Annotated in this window: 30 protein-coding genes; 15 read left to right on the top strand and 15 right to left on the bottom strand. The window is 64.7% G+C overall.

Annotation, left to right across the window (positions count from 1 at the left end):
* Window positions 1-119: 119 nt before the first annotated feature.
* The 3 genes from ACLMAJ_RS19695 to gyrB form a co-directional block, all read right to left on the bottom strand.
* Window positions 120-926, bottom strand: coding sequence for an LLM class flavin-dependent oxidoreductase (locus ACLMAJ_RS19695; protein WP_412015205.1), 807 nt, complete (start codon window positions 924-926; stop codon window positions 120-122).
* 215 nt (window positions 927-1,141) lie between these two features.
* Entirely contained in the window at window positions 1,142-1,588 is a 447-nt protein-coding gene (locus ACLMAJ_RS19690) for a nitroreductase family deazaflavin-dependent oxidoreductase (RefSeq protein ID WP_412015204.1), read from the bottom strand.
* Window positions 1,589-1,684: 96 nt separating this feature from the next.
* Window positions 1,685-3,712: a DNA topoisomerase (ATP-hydrolyzing) subunit B gene (gene gyrB / locus ACLMAJ_RS19685; RefSeq protein ID WP_412015203.1), complete on the bottom strand. Its 2,028-nt coding sequence runs from the start codon at window positions 3,710-3,712 to the stop codon at window positions 1,685-1,687.
* Window positions 3,713-4,192: 480 nt separating this feature from the next.
* Between gyrB and ACLMAJ_RS19680 the strand changes: the two genes are divergently transcribed.
* Window positions 4,193-4,549, top strand: coding sequence for a hypothetical protein (locus ACLMAJ_RS19680; RefSeq protein WP_412015202.1), 357 nt, complete (start codon window positions 4,193-4,195; stop codon window positions 4,547-4,549).
* A 52-nt stretch (window positions 4,550-4,601) separates the two neighbouring features.
* Here the strand turns inward: ACLMAJ_RS19680 and ACLMAJ_RS19675 are convergent, their stop codons facing one another.
* Together ACLMAJ_RS19675 and ACLMAJ_RS19670 are read right to left on the bottom strand one after the other, a co-directional pair.
* On the bottom strand, window positions 4,602-5,267 hold the full coding sequence (locus ACLMAJ_RS19675; RefSeq protein WP_412015201.1) for a Rossmann-fold NAD(P)-binding domain-containing protein: 666 nt from the start codon (window positions 5,265-5,267) through the stop codon (window positions 4,602-4,604).
* A gap of 81 nt (window positions 5,268-5,348) precedes the next feature.
* Complete coding sequence (locus ACLMAJ_RS19670) at window positions 5,349-5,939, bottom strand: TetR/AcrR family transcriptional regulator (protein ID WP_412015200.1); 591 nt, start codon at window positions 5,937-5,939, stop codon at window positions 5,349-5,351.
* 101 nt (window positions 5,940-6,040) lie between these two features.
* Here ACLMAJ_RS19670 and ACLMAJ_RS19665 point away from each other — a divergent pair, with 101 nt between their 5' ends.
* Both ACLMAJ_RS19665 and ACLMAJ_RS19660 read left to right on the top strand, forming a co-directional pair.
* Window positions 6,041-6,868 carry an SDR family oxidoreductase gene (locus ACLMAJ_RS19665; RefSeq protein ID WP_412015199.1) on the top strand — a complete coding sequence of 276 codons (828 nt, stop codon included), beginning with the start codon at window positions 6,041-6,043 and terminating at the stop codon, window positions 6,866-6,868.
* Window positions 6,869-6,909: 41 nt separating this feature from the next.
* Complete coding sequence (locus ACLMAJ_RS19660) at window positions 6,910-7,989, top strand: NAD(P)H-dependent amine dehydrogenase family protein (RefSeq protein WP_412015198.1); 1,080 nt, start codon at window positions 6,910-6,912, stop codon at window positions 7,987-7,989.
* Window positions 7,990-8,192: 203 nt separating this feature from the next.
* Here ACLMAJ_RS19660 and ACLMAJ_RS19655 read toward each other — a convergent pair whose 3' ends face one another.
* Entirely contained in the window at window positions 8,193-9,317 is a 1,125-nt protein-coding gene (locus ACLMAJ_RS19655; RefSeq protein ID WP_412015197.1) for an MFS transporter, read from the bottom strand.
* A 21-nt stretch (window positions 9,318-9,338) separates the two neighbouring features.
* Between ACLMAJ_RS19655 and ACLMAJ_RS19650 the strand changes: the two genes are divergently transcribed.
* Complete coding sequence (locus ACLMAJ_RS19650; RefSeq protein WP_412015399.1) at window positions 9,339-10,541, top strand: ROK family protein; 1,203 nt, start codon at window positions 9,339-9,341, stop codon at window positions 10,539-10,541.
* Here the strand turns inward: ACLMAJ_RS19650 and ACLMAJ_RS19645 are convergent.
* The 3 genes from ACLMAJ_RS19645 to ACLMAJ_RS19635 form a co-directional block, all read right to left on the bottom strand.
* Complete coding sequence (locus tag ACLMAJ_RS19645) at window positions 10,538-10,972, bottom strand: FAD/NAD(P)-binding protein (protein ID WP_412015196.1); 435 nt, start codon at window positions 10,970-10,972, stop codon at window positions 10,538-10,540. The genes ACLMAJ_RS19650 and ACLMAJ_RS19645 overlap by 4 nt on opposite strands.
* Before the next feature lie 110 nt (window positions 10,973-11,082).
* Complete coding sequence (locus tag ACLMAJ_RS19640; protein ID WP_412015195.1) at window positions 11,083-12,345, bottom strand: ABC transporter permease; 1,263 nt, start codon at window positions 12,343-12,345, stop codon at window positions 11,083-11,085.
* 74 nt (window positions 12,346-12,419) lie between these two features.
* Window positions 12,420-12,854 carry a hypothetical protein gene (locus ACLMAJ_RS19635; RefSeq protein ID WP_412015194.1) on the bottom strand — a complete coding sequence of 145 codons (435 nt, stop codon included), beginning with the start codon at window positions 12,852-12,854 and terminating at the stop codon, window positions 12,420-12,422.
* Between the two features lie 145 nt (window positions 12,855-12,999).
* Here ACLMAJ_RS19635 and ACLMAJ_RS19630 point away from each other — a divergent pair, with 145 nt between their 5' ends.
* Window positions 13,000-13,992: a LysR family transcriptional regulator gene (locus ACLMAJ_RS19630; RefSeq protein WP_412015193.1), complete on the top strand. Its 993-nt coding sequence runs from the start codon at window positions 13,000-13,002 to the stop codon at window positions 13,990-13,992.
* Window positions 13,993-14,073: 81 nt separating this feature from the next.
* Here the strand turns inward: ACLMAJ_RS19630 and soxR are convergent, their stop codons facing one another.
* A complete protein-coding gene (gene soxR / locus ACLMAJ_RS19625) occupies window positions 14,074-14,535 on the bottom strand; it encodes a redox-sensitive transcriptional activator SoxR (RefSeq protein WP_412015192.1) in 462 nt (153 codons plus the stop codon).
* A gap of 301 nt (window positions 14,536-14,836) precedes the next feature.
* On the opposite strand from soxR, the gene ACLMAJ_RS19620 reads away from it, so the two are divergent.
* Window positions 14,837-15,928, top strand: coding sequence for a nitroreductase family deazaflavin-dependent oxidoreductase (locus tag ACLMAJ_RS19620; RefSeq protein WP_412015191.1), 1,092 nt, complete (start codon window positions 14,837-14,839; stop codon window positions 15,926-15,928).
* Between the two features lie 218 nt (window positions 15,929-16,146).
* Here the strand turns inward: ACLMAJ_RS19620 and ACLMAJ_RS19615 are convergent, their stop codons facing one another.
* Together ACLMAJ_RS19615 and ACLMAJ_RS19610 are read right to left on the bottom strand one after the other, a co-directional pair.
* Window positions 16,147-16,656 carry a PPOX class F420-dependent oxidoreductase gene (locus ACLMAJ_RS19615; RefSeq protein ID WP_412015190.1) on the bottom strand — a complete coding sequence of 170 codons (510 nt, stop codon included), beginning with the start codon at window positions 16,654-16,656 and terminating at the stop codon, window positions 16,147-16,149.
* Window positions 16,657-16,923: 267 nt separating this feature from the next.
* A complete protein-coding gene (locus ACLMAJ_RS19610) occupies window positions 16,924-17,601 on the bottom strand; it encodes a TetR/AcrR family transcriptional regulator (RefSeq protein WP_412015189.1) in 678 nt (225 codons plus the stop codon).
* Between the two features lie 93 nt (window positions 17,602-17,694).
* On the opposite strand from ACLMAJ_RS19610, the gene ACLMAJ_RS19605 reads away from it, so the two are divergent.
* Genes ACLMAJ_RS19605 through ACLMAJ_RS19585 form a run of 5 tightly spaced genes read left to right on the top strand, consistent with a single transcriptional unit; the run spans window position 17,695 to window position 21,161 of the window.
* Window positions 17,695-17,865, top strand: a complete 171-nt coding sequence (locus ACLMAJ_RS19605) for a hypothetical protein (RefSeq protein WP_412015188.1) — start codon at window positions 17,695-17,697, stop codon at window positions 17,863-17,865.
* Entirely contained in the window at window positions 17,862-18,152 is a 291-nt protein-coding gene (locus ACLMAJ_RS19600; RefSeq protein ID WP_412015187.1) for a hypothetical protein, read from the top strand. Before ACLMAJ_RS19605 ends, ACLMAJ_RS19600 begins: the two co-directional genes overlap by 4 nt.
* Before the next feature lie 12 nt (window positions 18,153-18,164).
* Window positions 18,165-18,725 carry an ester cyclase gene (locus ACLMAJ_RS19595; RefSeq protein ID WP_412015186.1) on the top strand — a complete coding sequence of 187 codons (561 nt, stop codon included), beginning with the start codon at window positions 18,165-18,167 and terminating at the stop codon, window positions 18,723-18,725.
* A 22-nt stretch (window positions 18,726-18,747) separates the two neighbouring features.
* Window positions 18,748-20,343: a zinc-binding dehydrogenase gene (locus ACLMAJ_RS19590; protein WP_412015185.1), complete on the top strand. Its 1,596-nt coding sequence runs from the start codon at window positions 18,748-18,750 to the stop codon at window positions 20,341-20,343.
* A complete protein-coding gene (locus tag ACLMAJ_RS19585) occupies window positions 20,340-21,161 on the top strand; it encodes an MBL fold metallo-hydrolase (RefSeq protein WP_412015184.1) in 822 nt (273 codons plus the stop codon). The genes ACLMAJ_RS19590 and ACLMAJ_RS19585 overlap by 4 nt, the downstream gene beginning before the upstream one ends.
* A gap of 9 nt (window positions 21,162-21,170) precedes the next feature.
* Here the strand turns inward: ACLMAJ_RS19585 and ACLMAJ_RS19580 are convergent, their stop codons facing one another.
* Window positions 21,171-21,536: an Imm32 family immunity protein gene (locus tag ACLMAJ_RS19580; RefSeq protein WP_412015183.1), complete on the bottom strand. Its 366-nt coding sequence runs from the start codon at window positions 21,534-21,536 to the stop codon at window positions 21,171-21,173.
* Between the two features lie 98 nt (window positions 21,537-21,634).
* Here ACLMAJ_RS19580 and ACLMAJ_RS19575 point away from each other — a divergent pair, with 98 nt between their 5' ends.
* The 3 genes from ACLMAJ_RS19575 to ACLMAJ_RS19565 are packed head-to-tail and all read left to right on the top strand — an operon-like array spanning window position 21,635 to window position 22,630.
* On the top strand, window positions 21,635-21,952 hold the full coding sequence (locus ACLMAJ_RS19575) for a PadR family transcriptional regulator (protein ID WP_412015182.1): 318 nt from the start codon (window positions 21,635-21,637) through the stop codon (window positions 21,950-21,952).
* Window positions 21,949-22,305 (top strand): DUF1048 domain-containing protein, encoded by a 357-nt coding sequence (locus ACLMAJ_RS19570; protein WP_412015181.1) that lies wholly within the window; start codon window positions 21,949-21,951, stop codon window positions 22,303-22,305. Before ACLMAJ_RS19575 ends, ACLMAJ_RS19570 begins: the two co-directional genes overlap by 4 nt.
* A 1-nt stretch (window position 22,306) precedes the next feature.
* The gene (locus tag ACLMAJ_RS19565; RefSeq protein ID WP_412015180.1) at window positions 22,307-22,630 is read left to right on the top strand and encodes a DUF1048 domain-containing protein; all 324 of its coding nucleotides are present in this window, start codon (window positions 22,307-22,309) and stop codon (window positions 22,628-22,630) included.
* 40 nt (window positions 22,631-22,670) lie between these two features.
* Here ACLMAJ_RS19565 and ACLMAJ_RS19560 read toward each other — a convergent pair whose 3' ends face one another.
* Entirely contained in the window at window positions 22,671-23,171 is a 501-nt protein-coding gene (locus ACLMAJ_RS19560; protein ID WP_412015178.1) for a DUF3237 domain-containing protein, read from the bottom strand.
* Window positions 23,168-23,572, bottom strand: a complete 405-nt coding sequence (locus tag ACLMAJ_RS19555; protein WP_412015177.1) for a nuclear transport factor 2 family protein — start codon at window positions 23,570-23,572, stop codon at window positions 23,168-23,170. The genes ACLMAJ_RS19560 and ACLMAJ_RS19555 overlap by 4 nt, the downstream gene beginning before the upstream one ends.
* An 88-nt stretch (window positions 23,573-23,660) precedes the next feature.
* Here ACLMAJ_RS19555 and ACLMAJ_RS19550 point away from each other — a divergent pair, with 88 nt between their 5' ends.
* Window positions 23,661-24,272, top strand: coding sequence for a TetR/AcrR family transcriptional regulator (locus ACLMAJ_RS19550; RefSeq protein WP_412015176.1), 612 nt, complete (start codon window positions 23,661-23,663; stop codon window positions 24,270-24,272).
* Window positions 24,273-24,343 lie beyond the last annotated feature (71 nt).

Below are 24,343 nucleotides of genomic sequence, written 5' to 3'. Positions count from 1 at the left end.
GGCACCGACTCCGCCCGCTGAGCAGTAGACCCGAAAGTGGGTCCGCTGACCGTTACGCTCACCCGTTGGTCGGACAGCCATTTGTACTGAGCCGCACCGTGTCTCGCTCGGCTGCCCGACTAACGTCCGGCGAGCTCGGCGACGACCGGAGCGAACCTTTCGGCGCAGTCGGCGCCGAAGACGAAATAGGAGAAGCCGATCTCCTCCCGTCGCCGTTGGATTTCCTCGATGGCGGCCGCCGGGTCATCCGGAAGTATGGCCAGCGAGTCCGCCGCGCGAAGCACAGCAGGGTCGGTGTCCGGAGGCGCCATGAACGGCGCGACAGTGTCGCCGATAACCGGCACGTGCAGCGCGAGTTCGAGGTCACCGATGGCGCGAAAGTCACTTGCCAGCCGCGCGACTTCGACCCGAGACTCATCCGGCATCAGTGCGAAGGTGACCGTGTCTGCGACCTCGGCCGCCAACGCCTGGGCCTTCGGACCGCGTACGGCCATCGCCACCGGCGTGTACAGCTCGGGACCATCGAGATCGCGCAGCGCCTTGACGGTCTCACCGATCTGCGCCAACCGCTCGGTCGGCGGGACGACGGGCAGCCCCTTTTCACGGAGCTCGTCCTCCATTCCTGGCCTGCCGGTGCCGATACCCAACTCGAAACGACCGTCGGTCAGTAGTGACAACGAGTGCGCCTCCCATGCCGTCATCCAAGCCGGGCGTAGCGGGGAGGCATACACCCAGGTGCCCACGCGCAGATCGGTAAGGGCCGCGGCGGTGGCCAGCGTTGGGCCGGGCGCCGGTTGCCATTGCGGGACGTCGGGCATCAGCAGCGTCGAGTAGCCGCTGTCGGCGATGCGGCGCACCCGGTCCAGCCACGTCGGCAGGTCAGTTCTGATCGGGGCAACGACCCCGAATCGAAACGGTCTCGTCATGCCTGAATTCCTCTCTGCGGTAGGCGAGATCGCTTGCCGGCCACATTTGGGGGCCCGTGATCATCTCCTTCGGTACATCCAGAGGTATTGACGACGGATGCACCCGAAACTCATCGGTGCCGCCGAGATCATGTGCACGCTCCTGCGAACACCCTGAACTCGCGGGTTCGGTTTGCCGCGAGATCACCTGCCGCTCAATGGTTTTCGCTGTCCGATTAAGTCTGCGGGGTGAGCAGGACGATTGGGATCGTGCGGTCGGTCTTCTGCGCGTACTCGTCGTAGAGGGGGAAGATCTGTGCCATCTGGGTCCAGAGGGACTCGCGCTCGGCTGCGGACGCGACCCGGGCGTTGGCGGTGAATCGGTGGGTACCGGCCTGCACTCCGACGCTCGGGTCTGCCAGGAGATTCTTGAACCATGCCGGGTCGTCGTCGGCGCCGGCTTTGGAGGCGACGACGACGAACTCGTCGCCCGAGCGGCCGTAGATCAGGCAGGTGCGTCGCGGCTGCCCGGTCTTGCGTCCGGTCGTGGCGAGCACGAGCGTGTGCAACCCGTTGTTCTCGTGGCCCTCGGTGCCGCCCGAGGCCAGGTAGGTGCGGGTTTGTTCGGCGACCCAGTCCCACTGCGAGTCGGTGGCGCTGTCAAGGTCTTCGGCAACGGCCATGTCGACGGCCCTTTCCAGGTGTGTGCGTGACCGGCGGTCTCGGGTCGAGGCCCGCGTGGTTCTGTCTTCAGAGATTGTCGATGGCGGCCCCGGGGATTACACGTCGAGGAAGCGAACATCCTTGGCATTGCGGGTGATAAAGCTGCGACGCGCCTCGACGTCCTCACCCATCAGAATGGAGAACAGCTCATCGGCCGCCGCCGCATCGTCCAAAGTGACCAGCTTCAGCACACGCACCGAGGGATCCATCGTGGTCTCCCACAACTCCTTGGCATTCATCTCACCAAGACCCTTGTAGCGCTGAACACCGTCTTCCCTGTTGATCTTCTTACCCGAGGCGAGACCCGCCTCCATCAAACCGTCACGCTCCTTGTCGGAGTAAGCGAACTCCGGCTCCGAGCGCTGCCACTTGAGCTTGTACAACGGCGGCTGCGCCAGATACACATGTCCGTGCTCGACCAACGGCCGCATGAACCGGAACAACAACGTCAGCAGCAACGTCGAGATGTGCTGACCATCCACGTCGGCGTCGGCCATCAGCACGATCTTGTGATACCGCAGTTTGGCGATATCGAACTCGTCGTGGATGCCGGTACCGAAGGCGGTGATGATCGACTGGACCTCGTTGTTCTTCAGCACACGGTCGATACGCGCCTTCTCGACATTGATGATCTTTCCGCGCAACGGCAGGATCGCCTGATACATCGAGTCGCGCCCGGATTTCGCCGAGCCGCCGGCGGAGTCGCCCTCCACGATGTAGATCTCGGACTTACTCGGATCCTTCGACCGGCAATCAGCCAACTTGCCAGGCAAACCACCCAGATCATTGGCGCTCTTACGCCGCACCAACTCTCGCGCTTTGCGGGCGGCAAGACGCGCATATGCTGAGGAAACCGCCTTGTTGACAATGGTTTTGGCGTCGGCCGGATTGGCCTCGAACCAGCTCGCCAAATGTTCGTTGCAGGTGCGCTGGACGAACGACTTCACTTCGGTATTGCCGAGCTTGGTCTTGGTCTGGCCCTCGAACTGCGGCTCACCGATCTTCACGCTCACGATGGCGGCCAAACCCTCGCGAATGTCATCACCGGTCAGATTGCCGTCTTTGTCCTTGAGCAGCCTCTTGTCCTTGGCGTACTTGTTGACCACCGTGGTCAGCGCCGCACGGAAGCCCTCTTCGTGCGTGCCGCCCTCGTGGGTGTTGATGGCGTTCGCGAAGGTATGTACCGACTCGGAATAGCCGGAGTTCCACTGCATGGCAACCTCGAGCTCGTGCCCGGTGCCCTTGCCGGTGAAACCGACGACCGAATTGTGGATCGCCTGCTTGGTGCGGTTGATGTGCCGGACGAAATCCACCAGCCCACCGGGATAGTGGTAGGTCCGCGTCTTGACCTTGTGCTCGACCGACGCACCCGACGCCGGCGCTTCGGCGGTTGGACTGACCATTTCATCGGTGATCTCGGCATCGGTGACGCGTTCATCGTTGAGGACGATGGTGACGCCCTTGTTCAGGAACGCCATCTCCTGCAAGCGGCGCGCGATCGTCTCGAAATCGAAGTCGATGGTCTCGAAAATCGCTGCGTCGGGCCAGAATCGAGTGGTATTGCCCGTCCGCTCGGTCGGCGCACCGCGGACCAGTTTCTCGGGCTTCGCATAGCGGTAGTTCTGGGTCCAGTGGTGGCCGTCGCGGTCGATCTCCAACTCCACTCGGGTCGAGAGCGCGTTGACCACGGAGATACCGACGCCGTGCAGACCACCGGAGACCGCATAGGAGTCGGAGTCGAACTTGCCGCCCGCGTGCAGTTGGGTCATGACGACCTCGACGGTCGGAATGCCCTTCTCGTGCATCGCCACTGGGATGCCGCGGCCGTCATCGGCCACCTCGATGCCGCCGTCGGCGAGTACCGTGACATCCACCCGCGTGGCCGCGCCCGCCATCACCTCATCGATCGAATTGTCGACGACCTCCCAGATCAGATGATGTAATCCGCGCTCACCGGTCGAGCCGATGTACATGCTCGGACGCTTGCGAACCGCGTCCAGGCCCTCCAGGACCGTAATCGAGGAGGCACCGTAGTCCTGCTCGGTCGCCTTCTTACTCGCGGTGCGCTTCTTATTGGCAGCCACTGCTCGGTAGGTCTCCTTACTTGCTCCCGACGCAGCGCGACGACACACAGATGGCCCGAGTCGGTGTGGTCGAGAGATACGGGTCCTCGCGCGTGCTGCGCGCAACGCGCCGAAGGGTTCGCCGCTGATTACTTCTCCATACTACCCAACGGGGCCGTGCAGCGCCCCTTAAGGGCATCTATCGGCATCGCGACGCTAGTTTGACTCGACTTCTCGATCCCCCCTACGCGATGCCAAGCGATTGCCGTTCAGCGGGCACGTCAGACGGCAGTGTCAAAATCGGCCGACCACCCGAGCCGCGACACCCCGCTGCGGCCCTGTCCAGCCCGTCGGAGGCTGAGTGGCCTCTGCGGCGCGCCCGCCTCCGAAGCCCCCGAACAACCCTGTTCAGAGCACTACAGTGGCCAACGATCGCGGCCGGACTCAGAAATTGGTCTCTCCAGGTCGCTTGGTTCCCAGGACGACACTCAGGAGGAACGCATGAGCGCCGGGATGATCGTGCTTACCGTGCTCAACGGCGTGGTCTCCGCGATAGGCATCGGATTCGGAGTGACTGCGGCACTACGTCCTTCGGTCTCGAGTCACGAGGCGGACCCCACTGCGGGAGAACGTTTCTACGCGAGGGCGTACGCGGCGAGAGCGGTCCCCCTGGGGCTCCTCGCCGGCGCGGTGCCTTTCTTCTCACACGGCGCCGTCAGCGCTCTCGTCCTGGTCGTCGCCGCGCTCGCTCAGGCAGGAGATGCGGCGATCGGCGCCCAGCGTAGAGAAGTGCAAATGGTTGCTGGGCCTTTGTTTGCGTGCGTCGTCCATGTAATCACCGCGATTGCGGTGTTTTAGCGCTCGGTCACCGCCATCACTGTCCTCGCCATGGCGAACGCTCCACTGCCCGCTAGGGCGTAGCTCGCGCGGTGATCTCCCGAGGCGTGAGCACGCGAGCGTCCGCCCCAGAAACCGCGACGGCGATCATGGCGCGACCGATCTCCCGATTGTCGTTGACCGCGTTCGGCGCCAGCCGCTTGACCAGCGAGATCAGCGGCCCGGTGACTGCGTAGGCGGCGCGATACAACCGGGTCCTGGAGACCGCACCGTCCATCGGCTGTACGATTCCGGGCCGAAACATGTACGCCTGGAAGGGAAGCGCGAGCAGATCGTTCTCGGTCTTCCCCTTCACCCGCCCCCACATCGACCGGCCATTCTCGCTGCTGTCGGTGCCCTGCCCGGAGACATAGATGAACGTCAGCTCGGGATTCGCGGCCGCCAGCGTGCGACCGACCTTCAAGGTGAGGTCGTAGGTGATCCGGCGGTAGTCCTGCTCTTTCATGCCGACAGAGGAGATACCGAGGCAGAAGAAACAGGCGTCGAACTCCGGCAACTCGCCGGCGATCACGGAGAGATCGGTCGGATCGGGCTGGACCAGCTCACGCAGCTTCGGGTTCTCGACCCGCAGCGAGCTGCGCCCGACGGCGAGGACCTGCTCGACCCGCTCGTCGCGGAGGCACTCGTTGAGAACACCCTGCCCGATCATGCCGGTCGCGCCGAAGAGGATTACTTTCATACGCGGCATCTTGCCCGAACGGCAAGGGATTGTGGGCATCCGCCGCTGACGGCGATCCCGAGGTCCGCGCCGCAGATATCGTCAGACCGGGGGCTGGTCGGCGGGCTTGCCTACGAGCCCGTAGAGCAGCAGGTTTTCGAGGGAATCAGCGAAGCTGTCGAGGTCGTCGATATTGCGGATGCACAGCGCGAAGAGGGCGGCGCCCGCGATGGTGTCCAGCAGGGTGTTCGGGTCGGTGTGGGGGGTGGCTTCGTCGTCGGCTTGCAGGTAGTCGGCCAGCTCGTGCCGGGTCGGGGTATCCATTCGGGCCGAGAGTTTTCGGTAGAGGCTCGAATCTGCGCGCATATCGGCCATCAGTCCCGGCATAGCTTCGCGAGCCGCTGGAGCGCTGAATAATTGGATGGTGCCGCGAACAACTTTTCGGATCTCCGCGTAGATGTCGTCGGCGACCACGTCGGCGCCGACATCGGGGAATACCGCTTGTGCGATGAGATGCGCTTTCGAGGGCCAGCGGCGGTAGATCGCCGGGCGGCTGACACCCGCTCGGGTCGCGATCGCATCGATTGACGCTGCGGCATAACCGCGTTCGGTGAGCAGGTGGCGCGCCGCCTCCAGCACCGCCTGATCCACCGCGGGGTCGCGGTGCGGGCCGAGCCGATGGCGTGTGCTCACGGAATTCCGTCCTTGTCCTTGTCATCACGGTCAGCAGTCGTTACAGTTTGTCACACCTAAGTCGTTACAAAGTGTAACTACTAAGGATTCGAGGAGGAGCCGTGTCCGCTGCCGCACAGGTGAGCGCATTCGTCGATACATATCGACCGGTGCCGTTGCTGCAAGACAAAGTCATCGTCGTCTCAGGTGTCGGTCCCGGCCTCGGCCGATCGCTCGTCGAGGAGGCGGCCCGGATGGGGGCGGATCTCGTCTTGGTCAGCCGCACCCCGCAGCGGCTGGAAACGATGGCCGAACTGGTGCGCCTACACGGCCGCAAAGCGCTGACCGTGCCGACCGACATCACCGACGAGGAAGCGCGCCTGGCCTTGGTCGAGCGAGCGGTTGCCGAATTCGGCCGAGTCGACTGCCTGATCAACAACGCCTTCGCCATTCCGCCGATGAACCCGATCAGCCAAATCGACCTGGCCGCACTGCGCACCGTCAATGAGACGAATGTATTTGCACCACTGCGCCTTTCGACCCTATTCGCCGATGCTCTCGCCGCATCTCATGGCTCGATCATCATGCTGAACTCATGTGTCCAGTTCGATTCGGAACCGGTGTATTCGGGCTACAAACTGTCCAAAGGGACGCTGGCGCACCTGGCTTCATCGCTGGCCACGGAACTGGGTCCACGCGGTATCCGAGTGAACAGTGTCGCGCCGTCCTATATCTACGAGGACCTGAACAAGGCGTACTTCGACTGGCTCGCCTCGCAGGCGGGTGTCACACACGAAGAAATCTACCGGCAGAAGGCCGCCCCGACCGACCTCCAGCGGCTGGCGGGCCCCGAGGAGGTCGCGCGCGCGACGCTCTTCCTCGCCAGCGATCTGGCCTCCGCGGTCACCGGGCAGACCCTCACCGTCGACTGCGGCGAATACCACAGCTGAGCCGAGTCACCCGCGAAGTCACATCAATTCAGGAGGCATCGGTGTCATCCGAGAAGAAGCGAATCGTCCTGTGGGGGACCGGAGTCGTCGGATCCATGGTTTTGGCCGAGATCATCCGGCATCCCAGGTTCGAACTCGTCGGCGTCGGGGTGAGTAACTCCGAGAAGGTCGGCCGAGATGCCGGAAAGCTGTGCGGTGCCGCCGAAACCGGCGTACTGGCCACCGATTCGATCGACGAGCTGATCGCCCTGCGACCGGACGCCGTAGTGCATTACGGTCCGACCGCTAAGTTCGCCGATGAGAATATCCGTGTTATCAGCTCTTTCCTGCGCGCGGGCATCGACGTGTGCTCAACCGCCATGACGCCATGGGTATGGCCGACTATGGTGCAGACCCCCAGCGTGTGGCGCGACCCGATCACCACCGCCTGCGCGGAGGGAAACGCCTCCTGTTTCACCACCGGTATCGACCCCGGTTTCGCCAACGACCTGTTCCCGATGACCCTGATGGGTCTGTGCGGCGAAGTGGAGTCGGTGCGAGCCTCGGAACTGCTCGACTACACCGACTACGAAGGCGATTACGAATTCGAGATGGGCATCGGACATCCGCCCGAGTTCAAGGCCATGCTGGAGTTGCCGGATCTGCTGATCATGGCGTGGGGCGCCACCGTCCCGATGATCGCCAGCGCCGTCGGTATCGAACTCGACGAGATCACCACCACCTGGGAAAAATGGGTCACACCGGAGGACCGGCCGACCGTGAAGGGAATCATCAAGGCGGGCAACGTCGCCGCGATCCGCTTCAGCATCAACGGCATCTATCGCGGCCGCGAGGTGATCACCCTCGAACACGTCAACCGGATCGGACTCGACGCCGCACCCGAATGGCCTTCGGGCACCCGCGACGACGTCTACCGCGTGGATATCGTCGGCTCACCGTCGATTTCGCAGGAAACCTCGTTCCGGTTCACCGACGGCTCCGGTCGCACCCCCGCCGTCGCAGGCTGCTTGGCCACCGGCCTACGGGCCCTCAATGCCGTACCCGCGGTCAATGAGTTGCCCCCCGGTTGGGTCACCCCGCTCGATCTCCCGCTGATTCCAGGCGCAGGCACTATTCGCTGAGTAGTACGCGCGCGGGCGACCGGTACCTGCCCGATCTGCTGATCTGCGCGCCCGAGCACAGCGAGCCGATCCTCGCCGCCGTGCGGGAGGCGGGCGCGGAGTCGTGAGCCGACACGACCCCGTCGCGTACCGACGGAGTCGTGCGGGTCAGCGGCGGCGCACGACGAAACCGATGGTGGCGGCCGCCGCGACCATGATGGAGATCAGGCTGAGCGCCAGCGGCAGACCGACCCCGTTCGCCAGCAGGCCGATGGTGGGCGGCGCCAGCAGAATGCCGCCGTAGCCCAGGGTCGAGGCCACCGCGACGCCGTTCGGACCGCCCAGCGCACCCGCTCGCGCGATGGCGACCGGGAAGATGTTGGCCAGCCCGATGCCGGTGGCGGCCAAGCCCGCGAACACCAGCGGCAGGTCCGGCGCGCGACGAGCGTGCCCACGCAGGCGAGCGCGCCGCCGCCGACGACGACCTTGGTCTGGCCGAGGCGTTCCAGCAACCGCGCGCCGAAAACCCTGCCGACGGTCATGGTGCCCTGCACGACCGCGTAGCCCGCCGCGGCGACGCCCTGGCTGCCGCCCAGGTCCTCGCTGATGTGCAGCGGCACCCAGCTGTCCAGCGCGCCCTGGCTGTAGGCGGCGCACAGGCCGATCAGGCCGAACAGCAGCACGCCCGTGCTGAACCGGGGCAGCATCCGGCGCACCGGGGAGTCGTCGTCGGTCCCGTGCGATCCGGGCAGCGGGTCCGCGAGCAGCATCTGGCCCGCGACCACCGTGACCACAAGCCCGATCGGGGCGAGGAGCAGCATGTGCGACGTGGGAGACAGGTGTGACGCCAGCAGGCCACCGAGGCCCGCTCCGGCGAGGCTGCCGAGGCTGTTCGCCGCGTGCAGGCTCGGCATGACCGGGCGGTTCATCGCGGCGACCAGGTCGATGGCCACGCTGTTGACCGCCACGTCGATGCCGCCGTACGCGACGCCGAACAGCAGCAGCGACAGGCCGAGCGTGGGCGCCGAGTGGGTGAACGTCGGCAGCACGACACTGACCGAGAGCAGCGCGGCGGTCGCGATGGTGACCTGCTTGCTGCCGAAGCGCTGGCAGAGGCCGCCCGCGAAGCTCATCGCGGCGACCGCGGACCCCGTCATCGCGAACAGCGCGAGGCCGAGGGCGCCCGGCGAGGCGTCGGTCTGCTCCTTGATCGCGGGGATGCGCACCGCCCAGCCCGCGAAAAGGAAACCGCCCAAGGCGAAGAACAGCGTGATCGCGATCCGCAGCCGGACCAGTACCGCTGGTGCCGTCGGATTCTCCGTGGTGGATAATTTGTTTATCGGTGGCACAAACCCAGTGTAGGGGCCGTGATGGAGAGTCGGCAGAAGTTGACGCGCGGGCACGCCGTCCTCGGACGGGCGTTGACCGCGGTACACCTCGGTCAAGCGCGCACACGATCCCGCCTGACCGCAGAACTCGGCGTCACCCGTGCGACGACGGGCGCGGTCACGGCTGAGCTCGCTGCGCTCGGGCTGATCAGCATCGACACCCGATCAGGTGATCCGGCCGCGACCCCGGGCAGGCCGTCGCACCGGCTGGCGATCGATCCGGACGGACCGGTGGTCCTCGCCGTCCAGGTGCACGTCGACGGGTTCCGGGTGGCGATCGTGGGCCTCGGAGGAGAGGTCGTCGCGACGACGGCGGGTCGCCGGTACGTGCCCGCCGACCCGTCGGACGTGCTCGGGGCGGCCGTCGACACCGGGAACGACCTGTTGCGGGCGAGCGGACGCCGCTGTGCGGGCGCCGGGCTCGCGGTGCCGTCGGCCGTCGCGGAACCGGACGGCACGGCGCTCAACCCGCTGCACGTCGCGTGGCGGGCGGGCGCGCCGGTCCGGGCCGTCTTCACCGAGCAGATCGCGCGCGCCGGGCTCAACGCGCCCTGCTTCGTCGGCAACGACGTCAACCTCGGCGCGCTCGCCGAGCACCGGCACGGTGCCGGTCGTGGCGCCACCCACCTGCTGGTCATCGCCACCGGGCACCGCGGCGTCGGCGGCGCGTTCGTGGTCGACGGCAAGCTGTACACCGGGAGTTCGGGCCTGTCGATGGAGGTCGGCCACCTCACCGTCAACCCGGAGGGCAGGCCGTGCCACTGCGGCAACCGGGGCTGCCTCGACGTCGAGGCCGACCCGCCCGCGCTCCTGGAGGCGGCGGGACGCGTGCCGGACCCGGACGTCCCGCTGCTGCGCCAGGCGATCGACCTGCTGCGCGACGAGCACGCGACGGACCCGCTGGTGCGCGCCGCCGCGCACACCGTCGTCGATCGGCTGGCCACGGGGCTCGCGGGCCTGGTGAACGTGCTCAACCCCGACCGCGTCGTGCTCGGCGGCCTGCACCGCCACCTGCTCGACCTTGACGCGGACCGGTTGACCGCGCTCGTCGCCGACCGGAGCCTGTGGGGGCGCGGCCGCGGCGTGCCGCTGATGGGATCGACCCTGGCGCACGGCAGTCTCGTCGGTGCGGCGGAACTCGCCTGGCAGCCGGTGCTCGACGATCCCCTGGGCGTGCTCGGCTAGCGCTGGCACGTGAGCTCCTCCAGTGAGGTGAGAACGGACTTCGCCACGGTGCTCGCCTGGCCGCGAACCTCCGGGAAGGCCGTCGTCTCCGAGAGGTTCCCGCGGCGCAGCGCACCGAGCGTCCACAGCGGACTTCCACCGCACAGCCTGCCGTCGGGGCCCGTGTCGAACCCGAGGCCGAGCGGACCGGGCGCGGCGGCCCCGCTCGCGAGCAGGTCGGTGATCAGCGGATCGGCGCTCCGCCGCGCGTCGTACCGCGCGCCCGCGCAGTTGATCACGGTTCCCGTCAGCACGTTGCCGTCGCCGAGCCGCAGCTCGACCCGGTCACCCGACGGCCGCACGTCGGTGATCCCCGCGCCGTGCCCGCCCGGCGCATGCGCACCAGCGCGCTGGCGGTGACGCCGGGCATGCGGTGCCGGTGCACCTCCCACGACCGCAGGTCCTCCGAGAGGAACCGCGACCGGTCCGGCAGCGGCAACCGGGCCCACAGCTGCGCGGTGAACCGAACTTCGCCCGCTACGACCGAAACATCGGTCCAGGCTCATTCAGTGACGAGGACCGGTTGCCGGGTGAAGGACGGTTTCCGGTCGTAGAGGCCGGTAATCAGCACACCGACAACGACAGCCAGTAGGCCACCGATAACGACATGGATCCACGCCCTGTGCAGTCCCGACAGTGCTGTCGAGTGGAAATAGAGAATCGAGCGCAGGCCGGCCACGATCGGCCGCATCGGTTCAAATTTCGCGATCACGCGAAAAAACGCGGGAGTCGCTTCGACGGGAATTGTGCCCGCCGAGGATGTCATGGCCATGGCAACGAAGAAGAACATGTTTAGCAACGGAGCGAGAGACCCGAAGATCGCGAAGATCGTCAGGGCGCCGAGGGCAACGGCGGCGATCGTGCTGGCGGAGAACAGATATAGCTGCCACGGCGAGGCGACAGGCATGTGCAGTGTTTTGGTCGCCAGGAGCTGGATCAATCCAGCGCTCAGCGGTGCCGCGATCAGCGCCACGCACCATTTGACAACCAGCATGTGTAGCCGGGACAGGTGGGTGTAGCCGCGACGTCGTACTTTCGGTCCGAACTCAGTGGGCTGAAACCCGCTGGCGGAGTCCACCACCGGGTGGATCACCGAAGCGCCGACGAAGCCGAGAAGAACCAAGACCACCGCGTAATAGAAGACACTGGTCCCGGACCCGGTGTGCGCCGGTAGCGGTGTCAGAGGTGCGGTCGCGACCGAGAACGGTTTGGCCAGCGCAGTTGTGGCGGCAGCGGTCGGCGCGTTCTGCGGCAACTCGGCACCCAAGCCCGCGTTTACTGCGGCGACTACTGGCGCGAGGTACCCGGTGAACAATCCAGTGCTCATCGTCGCGGCAGCCGGATTGGTGTCGAGATGGATCACCGCGTGCGTGGCAGGGCCTGGCGCGCCGCTGGCGAGCCGGGCGATCTCGGCATCGAAATCGGCTGGTACACGGACGGCTCCGAAGATCTTGCCGCCATCCATCTGCTCGCGTTCCTGCTCGGCAGTCATCGAAATGAGCTCGATTGCCTCATGGTCGACGCCTTGTGTGATAGCCGCACTGACCTGATCGGCGGCTCCGATACCGCTGGCGGTCTGCGGCTCGACGACCATGGCGACGGGAAGCCCGCGCAGGCTTCCGATCGGGTCGAGGGTACCGCCGAGATAGACCGCAGGCAGAGCCATTGCCAGGATCAGCATTACGAACAGTGGCGGGAACCAGGTGCCGGGATGGCGGCCGAAGTCACGGGCGATCTTCAGGGAATTGCGGAATTCGACGGTCACCGGCGAGCTCCCTTCAAGGACCTGTCCAGCGAATTTTCCGCTTGCGGCGGAGTTGGCGTATTGCACCTCGGGTTTCACGCCGGCGAGGCGGTCGGCCCAGTTTCGCAATCCGGTGCGGCCGACTCGCGTTTCTCGGCGATTCGGCGGCTGACCTCGCCCCACGACAGGGGTAACTCGTGCGCCGGTGCGTTGAAGAACACGAAGGTCGCCTCCCGCATGACCCTTCGCTTGCGCGCGACAGTCGACTTATGGGGCTCGGAGCCCGCATAGGCGTAGATTGCCGCCTTGTCGTCCCAAGCGGAATACGTCCAGAAGATGCCTTTGAGCATTTCCGCTTTCAAGGCCACACCCAGCGCTCCCTCGGAACGGCGGGCCTGCCACCACAACGTCAGTGATGCGATGAGGAAGCCGGGGGCGTTTACCAACGACTTGACCTCGAGGCGCGAAGCCATGCATTGGACCTCGGGGGTGGTGGGGTTACCGACCGACTTCCACGGAAGCGTTGGCATTGGCTGCTCTTTTCGATCAGGAGAGCGGCGACGAACTGCCGTCTTCTCAAAGGTTGTCGGTATTCAGCCTCGGTTCGCGGTGGGAATTCGTCAACGGCGAACTACGTATAATGCTATAAGCCAACGTGATTGATAGGAAAACCGCATGGACCTGCGCGATCTGGATCTGCGCGACATCGAGATCTTTCTGATGTTGTCCGCCGAGTTGCATTTCGGGCGGACCGCCGAGCGGTTGCACCTCTCACAAGCGCGGGTCAGTCAGGTGATCGGGAAACTGGAACGCCGCATCGGCGGCAAACTCTTCGAACGATCCAGTCGCACAGTGACATTGACACCGATCGGACGACGGCTGCGTGACGACTTGCAGACCAACTATCGTGATCTGCGGGCCAGCCTGGGCCGGGCGGCCCGCTCAGCCCGCTACGGCGACGCCGGCATACTGCGGCTGGGAATCACCAGTAGCAACCTCGGCAACGTCCGCCCGCTGCTGAACACCTTCCAATCCCAGCATCCCCACTGCACCGTGCACATCGAGCACGTCCACTTCGGCAACCCCTTCGGCGCTCTGCGTGGCGACGACATCGACGCACTGGTGAGCTGGCTTCCCATCGAGGAGCCCGATCTGGTGGTGGGCCCGACTCTCTATGAGGAACCGTTCATGCTGCTCGTTGGTGCGGATCACCCACTGGCACAACGTGAATCGGCCTCCTACGAGGATCTGGCCGACTACGGCGTCTTCGGAGTGCCCCCGTCCGACCCGGTCAACCTGCCCCCCGACTACTGGACCGCCGCCGCCGTTCCCTACTTCACCCCAAGCGGCCGCCCCATCCTCCGCACCGCCCACGCCGCCAACTTCCAAGACCTGATACTGCTCGTAGCGGCGGGCAAGGCCATCACCCCGGTGCACGCCCACGCCGCCCGCTACTACTCCAGACCCGACGTCACCTACATCCCCATGCCCGATGTACCACCCGCCCGTTGGGCCCTGATCTGGCGCCGATCCGCCGAAACCGACCTCATCAGAGACCTGGCCGCCGCCGCCATCCTCACTGGCGATAATTTGCAGATCCCTGATGCGGAGGAAGAAGCAGCAGACCATTCGGTTGCATGGGCCGGATCCCGCGGCAGCACCCCATGAAGCCCGAGTTTCAACCCATGAGCTGCCAGGTGTGCTCGGGGTGATCGGCGGGCTGGTCGTCACCGCGACGATTGCCACGAGCTAATCGGGGGAGTTGAACAGCCGCCGCGGGCCTGCGCCTTCGTGACCGAGCTTGTCGTTCGGGTTGACCAATGCGCACTGCTCGAAGGACAGGCAGCCGCAGCCGATGCACTGGGTGAATCGATCCCGCATCCGTTCCAGCCGCTCGATTCGGTCATTGATCTCGGCACTCCAGCATTCCGACGCCCTGACCCAGAACTCGCGAGTGGGCTCTGCCGCCTCGGGCAGCAGAGCGAGGACGTCGCCGATCACTGTTAGTGGGATGCCGAGGTGATGTGAGGCGCGGATGAACGCGACCTGGCGAAGCGTCGCGCGAGCGTAGCGGCGCTGGTTCCCGGTCGTGCGACTGCTGTGGATCAAGCCTTGTCGCTCGTAGAACCGCAATGCCGAAGCCGGAACGCCGCTGCGATCGGCCAGTTCACCGATCGTGATCTTGGTGTTCTCCGCCGGTAAAGATGCCATGCGGATCACAGTAACTTGACTTGAACACATGTTTAAGTTTGATGCTTTCAGGTGTAGCACTGATCAACATCCTGAGAGGAATCGGCATGTCGGGAAGCCCCATCCAACTCGCGGTGATCGTGGTTTTCATGGAGCCCAACAACAGTTCGATTCCATGGGCCGCCTGACAGATCCGTCCGCGCCCGCGGAGGCCGCCGATCGACTGCTCGCCCAGCTCATTTGGTGGGGACGCGCCCTGAGATCGGCGCGCGCCGAGCACCCATACGCCGCCTGATTACGACCCGTGACAGAGGAGAAAGACATGATCGCCAGCCGTAGTCGGCTGCCCGACATTACTCGCCCGGATGCCAGCACCGTCCTGGTCACCGAATCGCCCGCGCACCAGCGCGTCGCGGTGGAGGAGCTGCTCGCCGAGCTGGAGCACGGTCCGTGGCCGAAAGGGCTGATCTCGTTCAGCGCGTTCTCGAGTAACGACGGCGAGATGGTGCTCACCTACACGCAGTGGGCGAGCGGTGAATCCGGCCATGAGTTCGTGGCCGGATTCACCGACGCCGAGCCGATCGAGTATCGGCTGTATCGCAGCCAGGTAGGGCCGGATCGGCCGGTTCCAGGATGCACGGTCATCCTCGATGTCGAGTTCGACGGACCCGATCACCAGCGGCAACAACGGTGGGTCGACACCGTGTTCGAGGCGATGGCGGAAGAAGCCGAGCCGGCGCCGGGGGGTATCTCGGGCCACTTCCACGTGAGCACCGACGGCACCCGAGTGCTCCCCTACGCGGAGTGGACCGACGAACAGGCGCATCGCGACGCCCTCGAAAGATCCGACAAGGGCATGGTGGGGTCCGCATCCGGATGGGAGCGGGTCAGGGACTTCCCTGGCGTGAAAAGCGGTGGATTCCGGCGATACAGCATGCTGGGCAGCCTTTCCGCGGCACCGGCACCATCGGAGGTGGATGAGATCCGCGACAGCCCGACAGGTTGGGTAGCCGACCACGTCCGCGCCTACCTCGAATCCGATGGCGAGAACGGCCACCTGTACCAGGGCTGGCCGTCACTGTTACTGACCACCCGTGGCCGGAAATCGGGCGTGCTGAGGCGCACCGCGTTGATCTATGGCCAGGACGGTGATCGCTACCTGGTGGTGGGCTCGAACGCGGGGTCGCCACGGCACCCCGGGTGGTATCTCAACCTGCTCGCAAGCCCGGATGTCGCCGTCCAGGTCGGCAGCGACAAGTTCACCGCGCGAGCACGCACCGCCACCGCCGAGGAGAAGCGGTTGCTGTGGAAACGAATGACGTCGATCTTTCCGCTCTACGACACGTACCGGGATCAAACGGATCGGGATATCCCGCTGGTGATCCTCGAGCGCATTATCGGAGGAACGGAGTAGGTCGCGGGGAGACGCCCAGCCGGGCTCACCCCGGTCACGACACCGGTGGATGTCACCGGTGTCGGCGAGAAGCCTTGCGGCACTGGAGGATCCGATGCCGTGCAGGTCGGCCAAGGTGGAGCCGCGGTCGCAGACCAACCGCAGCAGTTCCTTGTCGGCGGCTTTGATCTTGCGGTCGATAATTTCGAGCTCACCGTGTGTCCGAGTTGGGTACCCGACTACTCGGCGCCGCGACTGGCGAAGTCGAAGGATCCGCCGTCGATGCCCCAGGAGATGATCCGTTCGGGGTGAATTCGGATGACCGCGCGCTCCTGGGGTTGAAACGGTGGCTCCTCGTCATCGAGCGCCTCGGCCGTGCCGCGTACCTCGATGCCGCGAATCACGTACGGCTCCAATGAAACCTGTTGGTCGATGACGAACGACACCCGGCTGCCCGCCTCGACATTGCGATACTTTCGACTGGCACGCATCCGCATGCCCCCGATGTCGATAGTGCCGTCGGCGTTCACCCGATAGCTGGTCGGGTTATTCTGCACAACGCCGTCGGGCGAGACCGTGGCCAGCCGACCGATCCCGGCCTCCGCAAGGAACTGCTGTTCATTGATGGTGAAGGTCATGTCGATTACTCCCTCAGCGAATTCGATATCAGGTGTGCCCCCGGCGATCAGCCGGAAGTGCGTCTTGCGTCGACGGTTCAGCGGGACCGCGACGTCGCGGAGGATGGCCACCTCCGCCGATCTCGATGTCAGCTTCCCTTCCTAAATTCTAGCAGCGCTAGAAACTGGAGCGATAGTAACATTCATCCGCTAGCTTGTCTAGCGTTGTTAGATCTACCGCAGGATCGTGCTGCCCCAACCGGCCAGCACAGAGCACGCGGAGGTCAAGTGGCCGCGCGGATCGTCGTCGATGCGATTGCAGTCGGATTTATCCGCTCCATTGATGAGCGGCCGAGCAAGGGGGCTCCGCTCAGCGCGGCGCGAGCAGTCGCACTCATTTCACGACTGATCGGCGAGTCGTGCGAGGAGCGCATTCATCGCGAAATTCATCGCGAATTCGTACTCTTCAGCGCCCTCGAATCGGGCGAGATGCCGCGCGGCGGCGGCGACCGATGGGAGCCCACTGCGCTCCAGTGTCGCCTGGCGTTGGGCGATCACGGCGGTGTCGATGGTGCCATAGGTGGGCCCGGCGTTGACTTCGCGGAGCAGAGTGCCGATGAGCATGGCGACGAACGTTCGAAGGAGGTGGACGGACTCATCGGGAGTGCACCCGGCATTGTGGAGGACATCCAGGACCGCCTCGATGGGGGCGAGGCCCTCGAACGAAGCGAGCTGACGCGTGAGGACGAGGGACGCCGCTTCCGGGTGGGCCAACGCACTCTCACGAAACGCCGTGGCGATTGCCGACAGATCGGCTCGTAAGTCGCCGGTGATGTCCGGCAGAGCGATGGAGCCCAGGAGATGCTCGGCTACCGCGTCGAGTAGACCGTCTTTGCCTTCGACGTGGTTATAGAGGCTCTTGGCGTCGACTCCGAGCACCCGCCCGACCGCACGCATGCTGACCGCACTGACGCCGTCGGCGTCGATGACCTTCAGTGTCGCCTCGACGATCGCCGCGCGGGAGAGCTGCCTCTCATTCTTGGGTGGACGTCCTCTGCGTGGGGTGTCGGCGGTCATGAATCTCATCATGCCGGAACACCGTTGCATAAATCCACACCGTGGGTATAGCCTATCCAAAATAAACCCACACTGTGGATAAAGGAGCTGGCGATGCGCTTTCCGTGGAGTTCGACCGAAGTGGTGGATCTGCCTGGCATCGGCGACTCGATCGATACGTTGAACACCCTGACCGACGTGGTCGGCGGGCCGGGGGCACGGTTACGCGTGGCCCGAGACCAGGGACTGGCGTTTCGGCGCGAGTTCCCGTCGACGGGTGGGTGAGCAGCGAGAACGTTATCGCCGCCGAGGCGCTCACACCCGAGCATTCGGCGCTTCCCAGCCTGGCGAAGTGGGCCCGGTCCTGGCAGCAGGAGGTCGTGCTCAACGCCAACACCATCGAAACCACTGCCGACCAATACAACTCGATCATCCTCGAGAAGACCCTCGTCGATCACAGCCAGCGGGATGCGCAGTTCCTGCAGTTCTTCCCTTCCAGCGAACTCACCGGCTCCTGCACCAATCCGGGCACGAAACCCACCTTCGCGCACCGCCACATCACCCACGGCTGAAGGAGTTCCGCCATGTCACGATTCATCCTGCCGCCCGAAGACGTTCTGCGCGCTCGCGAGAAGCTCGTCCTGGATCACTTCCACGACGAGGTCCGCCAGGATTGGGACGCGACGTTGTCGACGTTTCCGCATCCACACTACGAACTCATCGCCCAGATGACCGTCCACGACGGTGATGCCGAAGTGCGCGAGTACTACCAGGACACGCGCGTGGCCTTCCCCGATCAGGACCACGAGATCATCGCCTTCCGCCACACCAGCGATGCGGTGATCGTCGAGTTCTGGTTGCTCGGCACGCATCTGGGTCCACTGGGAAAGATCCCGCCGACAGGTTCCCGGCACCGCACCCGGATGACCGCGTACTTCCTTTTCGATGCCGACGAGAACCTCGTCGTCGAGCGCATCTACTTCGACCAGCTCACCATCCTCAAACAACTTGTCGCCGGTCTCGACAAAAAGAACCCGGCAGACCTGCTCACGCTCGCCCGCGTCGTGACCGGCGCGCTCGCCATGGCAGGCGCCGAACCGGACCCGCGCCTGACCGACACCGTCGCCCCCGATCTCGACATCTGACCGACCCAGGAGAAACACAACCATGACCATGCGCGCGCTGATCGGCGGCAACGGCCCCGAATGGACTGTTGCGGAGATCGAACGTCCGGAGCAGCTGGGGGCGATCCGGATCCAGGTGATGGCCGCCGGTGTCAATCGTGCGGACCTGTACGCACTCGACGGCACCTACACCGCTGCCGGTCAGAGCGACGGCACGTTCACCGCGGGCATGGAGGTTGCCGGGATCGTCGAACGGTCGAGCCTGCTCGCTCCCGATCTTGCGGTGGGGACCCGAGTCATGGGCATCACCGCGGGCGCATTCGCCGACTACGCGCTGTGTCACCCGCGGATGCTCGTCCCGATCCCCGATCATCTCAGCTTCGAGGAGGCCGCGACCTTGCCGGTCGGGCTCATCACCGAGCACGACGCGCTTGTTACCCAGGCCGGCTTCACTCCCGGCGACACCGTTCTCATCGTCGGCGGCACCAGCTCGATCGGGCTCGTCGGCATCCAGCTCGCCAAAGCGCTCGGCGCGGGCACCGTGATCGCCACCACCACGACCGAGGACAAGCGTGCTGCCCTGGTGGCCGTCGGCGCAGACGTCACCGTCAACACCGCGACCGGCAACCTCACCGACGCCGTCCTCGAGGCGACGAACGGTCACGGAGCGAACATCACCCTCGACCATGTCGGCGGCGACCTGTTCAGCCAGTTGCCCGCCGCGACTGCCATCGCCGGACGGATCGTCAGTATCGGGCGCCTCGCCGGCTCGGCGATCGAGATGAACCTGGACACCGCCGCCTTCCGCCGACAGAAACTCATCGGCACCACCTTCAGCATCCGCACCCGGGCAGAGCTCGGCGACGTTGTCCAGGCGCTGATCCCCGAGGTTCTCCCGGCAGTTCAGGACGGTCGAATCACCCCACATCTCGATTGCGTCCACACTGCCGCTGAGGCCAAGGCCGCAGCCGACCGACTTCGGGCGAACGCAGCCACCGGCAAAATCGTCCTGTCCTTCGCCGACGCCCACACCGGCACCCCGCCCACGCCGAGCACCACCGCGAACATGTGGGGAAGCATCGCCCAGATCGGCTACGTCGTCCGTGACATCGAATCCTCGATGCGGCACTTCGCCGCCTGCGGCATCGGCCCCTGGTTCTACCTCGAGGGCCTCGAGCCGACGAACTTTACCTACCGGGGTGAGCCTTCCGACATGGCGATGGATGTCGCGGTCGCCAACAGCGGAGACATCCAGATCGAGCTCATCACCCCCGTCAACGATGCCCCGTCGATGTACCGCGACTTCCTCGAAGCCGGCCACGAGGGCGTGCAGCATGTCGCCTACTGGTCCGAGAACTACCAACAGCTCTACGACCGAGCACTGGCCGTCGGCTTCACCGTCTGCCAGGAAGGCCAGATCGGGGGTGCCGACGGCCGGTTCGCCTACCTGCAGACCGAGCACCACCCCGGCACCGTCATCGAGATCTCCGATCTCGGCGGCTCCAAGAAGTTCATCTTCGACCTCATCAAAATCGCCGCCGCCAACTGGGACGGAAGCAACCCGATCCAGCAGATCGACGCCGGCCTCATCGGCGGCGATCCCGCCGCGCAGGCCGCCATGCTCGAGGCGCTCGGATGAAAATTCACCATCTCAACTGCGGCACCATGCACCCCTTGGCGACCCCCGCGGGGCTCGTCTGCCACGTCCTACTCGTCGAGACCCCGAACGGCCTCGTCCTGGTCGACACCGGCCTTGGCTTGCAGGACACTGCCGACCCGGCCGGCCGATTCGGCCCAGCACGGTTCTACGTCCGGCCGGTCTTCGACGAGGCGGAAGCGGCCATCACCCAGCTGACCCGACTCGGCTTCGACCCGCGCGACGTTCGCCACGTCGTGCTCACCCACTTCGACGCCGACCACACCGGAGGGCTGGCAGACTTCCCCTGGGCCATGGTTCACCTGACCGCAGCCGAGAACGTCGCCGCTGTGCACCCCCGGGGAGTCGTCGAACGCGGGCGGTACCTGTCATCGCACCGCGCGCACGGCCCGAGCATCGTCGAGCACACGCCTGCACAGAGCGAGCCCTGGCGTGGCTTCCCCAGAGCCAAGGAGCTCACAGACGTCGCCCCCGGCATCGTTCTCATCAGCCTGCCCGGACACTCACGCGGCCACGCCGCCATCGCCGTCGACGCCGGCGACCACTGGGTCCTCCACGTCGGCGACTCCTTCTACCACCGCGGTCAGATCGACGGAACCGGTAAAGCACCGACGGCTCTCACCGCGATGGAACGCTTCATCGCTGACGACTGGAAGCAGGTTCGGGCCAATCACCGTCGACTCACCGAACTATGGCATGCGGCCGACCCTGACCTACTGCTCGTCAACGCCCACGACCCCGGCCTGCTGCACCTCGCCCAGAAACGCGGCAAACCCACCCACCGCCCCGACCGACTCTGAGGATCGGCTCTACGGCTGTGGCATGCCCCCGTGCGGACTGTTGAGCACCAGAGGGGCCGAGCCCTTCCGCAGATAGCCGAAGTCCTCGTTGTACTCGATGTGCTGATGCCCGCCGTCCGTCATGGACCCCATACTGCGGAGGTCCTCCGCGAGGAGCGCTCGGCTCTCCCGGTCCCTCACCAGAAGCAGGACGCTGCGCTGCTCAACGACCTGAACAAGCAGCCGAGGACCAGCGTCCGAGCGGACTTCGACAGCCGCGAGATCCTCGGTCTCGAACCTCCCCTCGCCCCGGGCCACCACGACGGCCAGCCCTTCGAACTCCTCCGCAGAACCGCTGACGTCGACCATGCCGTCGCTGAACTCCTCGACCCTCATACCTCTCCCTATCTCCACCACTACTCTGTGTTACAGTCTAGTGGTAGTCAGTAGCACTGAATAGCACATGTCGACCGAAGGAGGCTGCTACGGAAAATTTGACGGAGATACTGAAAGGCACGCTTGAAGGCTGCGTCCTCCAGATCATCGACACCGAGGAGACATATGGCTATGCCATCACGCGTCGGCTGAATGAACTCGGTTTCACAGACGTCATCGAAGGGACGGTCTACGCCATCCTGCTTCGATTGGAGAAAAACGGACTGGTCGAAGTTTCAAAACGACCTTCCGAATTCGGCCCGCCGCGCAAATTTTACGCACTCAACGACGCGGGACGCAAAGAACTCGCGACATTCTGGACGAAATGGAATTACGTCTCATCACGCATCAATAAGCTCGAGGAAACCAAGAAATGAACTTCTGGGAGACAATCACAGGCAGCGATCTCACCAGGGAATACAAAGCCTTCGAAACTAGAGCCAAGGCACTTCCGACCGAGTATCAAGCGGCGTGGGAACAGATCAATATCCATCTCTCCCCCTACTCGGGCTTCACCGGTCGCAACTTGATGCCAATTCTTGACGGCACTCTAGGATTTATAGAGGTAACAGCGTCGGAGGGTCAGAGTGTCCATGAGGCACTAGGCAGCGACATTAAAGGCTTCTGTGCCGCGATTGCCGGCGCAGATGGGGCCAAGAGTTATCGGGACAGGTGGCGTGAACAGTTGAACAAGAACGTCGCAAGGAAACTGAGCCGGCTAGGAGGATAGGGTGGGCATCCGCGACATCATCGAAGGTAAGAGGGAGTGGCGTGCGCACATAGCGCGGGTCGACGCGCTCCCACCCGATTATCAGATTGTCTACAAGGAGATTCAAAAGTATCTTTTCAAGATCGGGCCGGTCGAACTGGTCGATGGGAGCTTGCTCTCGGGGATTGTCGATTTCTTCGAGGAAGGGGTCGCATCCAACAAAGGAGTCATAGAACTCATCGGCAATGATGTCGCGGCTTTCTGCGATGACCTGGTAAAAGATTCACGGACCTACGCCGACATCTATCAGGAATCTATGATCGGGTCACAGCGCCGCCGAAAATGACGCTCCACTTCATGGTCGGCGGCCGCGAACAAACTTGCTGCTACAGAATCCGATACATCCGGTGGTCGATGCGGCCTTGACCGTATTCGCCGTAGCCGACCACGACGAGTCCGCACAGCCACGAGTAGCGCTCGTCGGAGGTCTCGAACCTCGGCGTTGGTCGCACATAGCTCTCATCGACCGACAGTCGCTCCCCGGCGGCCAGACGCTGTCGACCATCGGGCGGGAACCGGAGTACTCCGTTCGACTCGTAGTTGATGAGGACACCGTCATGTGTGCGCAGGGTCGCGCGAACGTCCATACGACTGATCCCGTCGGCTCCCAGCCACACCCAGTCGCCACCTCCGGGCAGCATTTCGCCCCGGAAGCCCGGCCCTTGGAATCGACCGCCTTTGGTCACGAAGACCATTCGGGTGCCGAGCGGGGTCGAGATTATCTGGGCGGGCTCCAGGTCGATGCTGAGATCGCAAAGATGCTCGACCGGCAACACATCGAGCAATGCCCGATCGAACAATGGCGTGGTCGGGCCGACGGCGCTCACGAGGCACCCCCGAACGCGGCCTTCAACTCGGCGAAGTCGAAGAAAGTGTCCTTGCGCGCGACGAGACCGTCGGACGCCACCTCGACGACGTCGAGGCAATGAACACCCCGACGATTTTCGCCCGGCCGCTGGAAAGTCAGCGTCCAGTCCAGAACCCAATGGCCGCTACCGAACAGCAGACGCCGCTGTTCGAAGCCGAAGCCCGGGTAAAGATCGAAGACATGCGCGAACTCGCGGCGCAGAGCTTCACGGCCATGGACTGCGGCACCGCGACCATGGGCCTGGAACTGCGAGTCGGGGGTATGCAGAGCAACGATCGCATCAATGTCGTGCGCCTCCCAAGCGGCGAAATATGGCTTCGCGATCGCGGCGAGATCCTCGGCTGTCGATGGGGTTGTCATGGCTCTCCTCAGGTCGGATACACCACACTAAGGGATACGATCGTACGTTTCAATACGTATGGTCGTATAGTTAGATATGATCGTACGTATGACTCGTACAGGTGACGCACGCCGCACCGCGATCGTGGATCGCGCGATGCACGTCGCATCGGTCGAAGGGCTCGAGGGTCTGACGCTCGGACGCCTCGCGGAAGTTCTGCGCACCAGCAAGAGCGGCATCCAGACCCTCTTCGGCACCAAGCAGGAACTCCAGCTCTCGATCGTCGCTGCCGCATCGCGGGTCTTCGAGCGCGATGTTCTGCTGCCCGCCGAGCAGCAGCCCGCCGGACTCCCGCGACTGCGGGCGCTGATGTCGTTGTGGATCGACTACCTGGAGACATTTGAGGGCGGATGCCTTTTCGTTGCTGCCGCAAGCGAACTCGACGGCCGGTCCGGACCCGTCCGAGACGCCGTCGCGGACGCCGTCGCCCGGGCCGACGCCCTGCTTCAACGAGACGTCGAACTTGCCCGGCGCCTCCGCGAGCTTCCGTCGGACACGGACGTCGAGCAGCTCGTCTTCGAACTGCATGCCATGGTGCTTCAGGCGAATCACGATCGCCAGCTTCTCGGCCGCAAGGACGCCTTGACCCGCGCCCGTAACGCCGTCGATCACCTACTGGGTATCGAGCAGCAAACAGGTGACGCAGCGTCGCCCACCTGATGCGGACGGTCGTACGACAGCATATTCCGCGGGTTCGAAGCGGCGCTGTATTTCAGCTGGTCTCCTAGGTG

Source organism: Nocardia arseniciresistens (assembly GCF_046764875.1).
GTDB classification, from domain to species: Bacteria; Actinomycetota; Actinomycetes; order Mycobacteriales; family Mycobacteriaceae; genus Nocardia; species Nocardia arseniciresistens.
This window is presented reverse-complemented; position numbering and strand designations above follow the sequence as displayed.